Below are 5,702 nucleotides of genomic sequence, written 5' to 3' on the forward strand. Positions count from 1 at the left end.
TGCCCCTCAAAACTGCCTCCGCCACGCGTGTCATTGGCGTGGTTGTGGCGGCGTGCCTCTTGGCGGCGTTGCTCTGGCTGATCGCGGCCTTCCAGTTCTTTTACAACCCTCCGGAAGCAACACCTCACCGTACGGACGCGATCGTGGTCCTGGGCGGCATGAGCAAGGAGCGTTTGCCTGTGGCTCAAAAGCTCCAGCAGGATCTGGGCATTCCCATTCTGGTGGTCTCTACGACTGGCTTGGCCGGCAACACGGAGGGTGACGCGCTGTGCGATGAGGAATCGGGTGATTCCAAACTTGTGTGCTTCCGCCCTTCGCCGCTGAATACCAGAGGCGAGGCTGACGCTTTGCGGGGGCTGGTTGCCGACCATGGTTGGAAGTCCATGACGGTGGTGACGTCCGAGTATCACGTGATGCGCGCAGGCACTCTGATTGAGCAATGCACTTCAGCGGAGGTGCAGATGGTCGGGTCCCAACCGGACCTCTCAGCGGGCGCTTGGCTGGACCGTTTTGTGGTGGAAACGGGCGGGCTGATTGATACGTGGATGCGACCGGAGTGCTCGTCCGGATAGGCCCGGCTCGCTGCTAGCTGTAAGTGACAAGGTTCGTAACGCCATACGAGTCATGGATGGTTCATTTGACAAGGATCTTCGAGCATATTGCGGGCTTTTCCGGCTCCTTGAAGGTTCCTGTCAAGCTATTGAGTTTTAGGGATGCAGCACGTCATTCTTTTGCCATAGGTCCAAGGTCTCACCCTACGAGCCCAAGGATCCTCCGTGGCCACTTTCAGAGCAGAGCCGACACCTTTCCCTCCTCGCAGGTCCCGTCACCTTGTTGCCGGCCTTATGGCAGCGGCAGTTCTGGTGCTCGGCATCCTTCATGGGGCGCCGGCCCAAGCTGCAACTCCTCCCGTTTATCCCATCAGCGGCTACTTCATTTATGGCAGTACCAGCGATGAAAACAACCTCAAGAAGCTGACAGACATAAAGTCAGTAGGTGGTGACACCGTGATAACTTTCGGTTCACTGCTGAAGCCCGCAACGTTATCCACCATCCCTGCCGGGTGCACTATATCGGGCGTCAACTGCGCAAAAGCCGCTGCCTCCGGGGTCAGCGTGAATCGCTACTTCACCTATTCGGACAACAGCTCATGGGGGTCGCCGGCCGTGCTTTGCGGGCGTGACAAAACAGTCACCAACGGCACCACGAAGTACACCATCCTGCTGCTGCCCGTTCAAGGAAGCGGATGCACTTCATCCACCAATACCTATGACGTAGTTGTGATAACGGGTGGCCAGTCTTCAATCTCCATCTCGCTGGGGAAGACGGCCACGAGCTTGGGAATGAAGTACTACGCTGGTCTGCCTTCGCCAGTCAAGAGAACCGACATAACGTACTTGCCCGACCTCTCCTACCAAGCAACGTTTTCGCTCTTCACGGCGCGATTCCTGCTCTATCAAGCGAAAGTAAACGACGTTCCTGGCTTGGCAGGTTTTTACCACCACACGGAGATGCCGCTCAGCAATGGGGCCGTTTGGGATGCGGTCCTGAAGGTCTACGAAATCCAGAACTCGAGGATCGCCCAGTATCAGCCAACTCGCTCAGCAATTGTCAGCCCCTATATCGATTCACGAAGCGCTTTCTCAGGCAAAGTCACAGTTGATCAGGCACGGCAAGCAGTTGAAAACATTGCCAACACCGCTAATGGCGTTGATCTCGCGATCGCGGTCCAAGATGGCATGGGCACGGGCAAAGGCGCTTCATTCTTCGGAAGTGAATCCGGAAACAGTGTGGATCAGTATGCCGCCGCAATAGTGGGCAGCGGAACATGGGGCGGTAAGTACTTGGCACCAACACGTGATTACTTCGTAGCCCTGGCTGAAGGGGTTGAAGGTACCGGTGCGGAGCTTTGGGCGAACCTGGAAGGTATGGCGCCAGCGACATCGCAGAACCCTTGCAACAACAGCCTGCGCGGCCAGACAACAAAGTCCAGAATCAACAAACAACTCCAACAACTGGGCAACACCCCCGGAAAGGTAATTTCCTTCATGTGGGATCCGTACTTCACATGCAGTGGGACGTACGCCCCGATGCTGGACCGGCTCAAAACCAGCAACACCACTCCGGTGATCACCGACTCCATTTTTTACGGAAACGGCGACGTCCTGGTCACCGGTCACAACTTGAGTGGTGGGACAGTACAGGTCAAGTGGACCGACGCTTACGGGAGGGTGTTCGACAAGACCGTAACAGCAACCAACTACAACTCGTCATACGGGAAACAACTTGGCATCAACCCACTTCTTGAGTCGGTAACGGCAAGGCTCGGCAGTACTTCCCTGGGCTCGGGTAAGAACTACTTCATCAACGTGACCAACGGAGCGGGAGCGAAGAACGACGCCCTCTATTCCGATCGCGGTTGAGCAACTCCTGATGGCGGTCGCCCGCTCCGGCGAGGCGACCGCCGTCGTCATGTCGCGTTACTAGTCCTTCCCTTGGACGGCACTCCGCAAGCGGTCGGATATGTCACTCGAGCCCCCAAATGCAAGAATTGACTGTAACCCCGTCTCGTTTCAACGCATCTGAGGAGTGATGAAGTGACGAACCCTGTTTCCCGAACAGCTGCCCTTTCGCCATCACCGCGCCACATGCGGCGACGCCGTTTCAGGGGTGACGTTCCATCGACGCTCCTGCCTGGCCATCAGCCCGCTAAGCCGACGGCAGCACGCCCCCGGCCTGTGGCTGTCAACCGACCTACATCTTCGCCGAAGCCAGCGGTCGAGGCGTTTCAAGAACAGACCGCTGAGCATCCCTCGGCTTCTTCCAAGGACACCAATCTCCGTCGCAAGCGCTTGATTGCCCTCGTGGTTGTGACGCTCGTCTCCTTGAGCATTCCGATTCTGGCTCTGACCTTGATGTTTGGCCGCTAAGCAATAAATTGCGTCATACGTAATTGAAGACCTCGAGGGACGGTGCGATAGCATCGGCTGGTCAGCCACTGCCTTTCTCGGGGGAATCCATGCCCATCGTCATGCCAATTTTCGGGACACGTCCGGAAGCCATCAAAATGGCTCCGATCGTCACCGCCTTTCAAGAGTCTGCAGACTTCGAGTGCGTAGTGACCGTCACCGGTCAGCACCGTGAGATGCTGGACCAAGTCAACGAGTTGTTTGGAATCGTCCCGGACCACGATCTGAACATCCTGCAGCAACGGCAGTCGTTGTCCGCCATCATGACCCGCACGATTGATGGCTTGGACAAGCTATTCGCAGCCAATAAGCCCGACGCAGTCATTGTCCAGGGTGACACGACGACGTCCACGGCCGGTGCCATCGCCGCCTTCTACCACGGGATTCCTGTGGTGCACGTTGAGGCTGGACTCCGAAGTGGTGACCTTTTCTCGCCGTTCCCGGAAGAGGCAAACCGCAAAATCACAAGTCAGATCTCCAGCCTCCATTTGGCCCCGACGAGTGTCAGCCGCGCCAATCTGCTGGCCGAGGGGATCTCCGAAGGCGATATCGTCGTCACTGGCAATTCAGTCATTGATGCGCTTTTGACCACTGTGGATAAGCACATCCCATTCTCCGATCCGCAACTGGAAGAGCTTGCTGCCAGCGGCCGTCGGATCCTTCTGGTAACGACGCACCGCCGTGAGAACCAAGGCGATGCCATGCGCGGTGTTGGACGCGCTTTGGCCCGGATTGCCGAGGCAGAGCCGGAACTCGTGATTGTGTTGCCCGCACATAAGAACCCTGTTGTCCGCGAAGCCGTTCTGCCCGCCCTTGAAGGCAAAGAGAACGTCATCGTCACCGAGCCCCTGGCCTACGGAGAATTCACCCGCATGCTCTCCCTGGCTCACATCGTTCTTACAGATTCCGGTGGAGTACAGGAAGAGGCACCCAGTCTCGGCAAGCCAGTGCTGGTCATGCGCGATAACACAGAGCGGCCGGAAGCGGTTGACGCAGGAACGGTGACGCTCATCGGCACAGACGAAGAGAAGATCGTCAAGGAAGTCGACCGACTCCTGAACCAGCAGGACGCATTTGATGCAATGGCAAACGCCGTGAACCCCTACGGTGACGGCAAGGCTGCGGAGCGGACGGTTGCAGCTGTAGCCCAGCTACTCGGGATCGGCTCACGCGTTCCCGAATTCGTCAGCTGATTTTGATGCTGCCCTGGCTGGACTGTCCAGCCAGGGCAGCTTCCTATCCGTTGAGGGTAGGAACTCTTGCCTCCGGCGGCCACGACGCCTTGTCCCGCTCTTCATGTGACAAGAACTCCTGGCGGCGCTCACCTAAAATAAAGCTCGAATGTTGCCGTTCAGGGGCAGATGGCCCAAATCCGGCGTTAGGAATCGCATGACCACCCACACAGTAGATCTCGACGTCGTCCATCGCCAGACGTTCGGAGAGATGTTCAGGAAGAGGTCAACGGACCGCGCACTCGCTGACGAAATCATCGGCGGTAAACTCAGCGTGCGTCCGCACCCGGCGTGGAGTTTCCAAGGCAGCATCGACTGGAAGGCAGATCCGTTTGGGCAACGGAACTGGCGGGCGCAACTTCACATGCTTCGCTGGCTGGAACCGGTCCGTCGGGTAGCCATTGATGGAGATCAGGAAGCACGGGATTTTTGGCTCCAAACGTGCAAATCATGGATTGAAGCAAACCCTCAGTCCGACCCAAAGGAGAAGGACCAGCAGGGCAATTTCGTAAGCTATGCATGGGCCGACATGGTGGAAGCCCTGCGTGCCATGGTCCTCACTTTTGGTCTTCCACTGGTTCAGGACGAAGAAGATCAATGGCTGGCCGAGTCCATTCATGCACACGGGTTATGGCTTGCCGACTCCAAACATCTCGGTCATTCAAACCATGCCCTGCACCAGCATCAGGCTCTATTCGTCATCGGCTCAGCTTTGGGCAACGAGGAATGGACCGATCTGGCAATTCAACGACTTGCCAGCTCGTTCGAGGAAAACTATGACGAACAAGGCGTAAATATTGAAGGCGCAATTGGCTATCACAAAAACAACCTCGTGTGGTGGGAAGAGGCCTTCAAGCGCTTGGATGTGGAAGGAGTGCCCCGTCCAGCTTCGGCGGAAAGGCTGAATCTCGCCTACTTGGAACTTGCCCACGCCACAAAGCCCGACGGCACATTCGAGTTGATCGGGGACACTGAAGCCACCACGCCGGGTGCCTTGTCGTCCCCCGAATTGGACTACGTGAAGTCCGAAGGTGCCACGGGACAACCGCCGGCCGAGCTCACGAAGATCTATCAGAAGGGTTACGTTTTCGGACGCAGTGGGTGGGGTGATCACGAACGCGATTTCAAGAAGGAAGCCTTTTATTCCCTGTCCTTCGGGAAAGCCAACCGCGTTCATGGCCACCAGGATGGCGCTTCCCTGACCCTTCATTCAAACGGGCATCCATGGCTGGTTGACGCCGGCAAATACGCGTACAAAAAAGATGCCATGCGCGACTACTGTTTGTCGCGGCTTGGACACAACGTTGTGCAGGTCGAGGGCCGGGTATACAACCCTAAGACCGAAGTGGCCCTGCTCCGGTCTTTTACCAGCGATGAAGTTGACGACTTCACATTCACTGATCCCGGTTACAAGGGCGTCGAGTTGAAAAGGCGTGTCGTCTACTGCCGCGGTGGCGAGTTCTTTCTCGTCATAGACAATGTGTTCAGCACCGATGAAGTC

Annotated in this window: 4 protein-coding genes; all 4 read left to right on the forward strand. The window is 57.1% G+C overall.

Annotation, left to right across the window (positions count from 1 at the left end; all coding sequences use genetic code 11):
- The first annotated feature begins 44 nt into the window (after nt 1-44).
- Entirely contained in the window at nt 45-572 is a 528-nt protein-coding gene (locus HP499_RS19955) for a YdcF family protein (RefSeq protein WP_309138429.1), read from the forward strand.
- A 291-nt stretch (nt 573-863) separates the two neighbouring features.
- Complete coding sequence (locus HP499_RS19960; protein ID WP_172325882.1) at nt 864-2,423, forward strand: hypothetical protein; 1,560 nt, start codon at nt 864-866, stop codon at nt 2,421-2,423.
- Nucleotides 2,424-3,019: 596 nt separating this feature from the next.
- Nucleotides 3,020-4,162: a non-hydrolyzing UDP-N-acetylglucosamine 2-epimerase gene (wecB, locus tag HP499_RS19965; RefSeq protein WP_172325883.1), complete on the forward strand. Its 1,143-nt coding sequence runs from the start codon at nt 3,020-3,022 to the stop codon at nt 4,160-4,162.
- 196 nt (nt 4,163-4,358) lie between these two features.
- Nucleotides 4,359-5,702: heparinase II/III family protein (locus tag HP499_RS19970; protein WP_172325884.1), on the forward strand; the 1,344-nt coding region annotated here is incomplete at its 3' end.

Source organism: Paenarthrobacter sp. CM16 (assembly GCF_013179505.1).
Classification (GTDB): Bacteria; Actinomycetota; Actinomycetes; order Actinomycetales; family Micrococcaceae; genus Arthrobacter.

Coding starts and splice junctions, on each gene's coding strand:
- wecB (WP_172325883.1), top strand. CDS start 3,020: ATGCCCATCGTCATGCCAATTTTCGGGACACGTCCGGAAGCCATCAAA.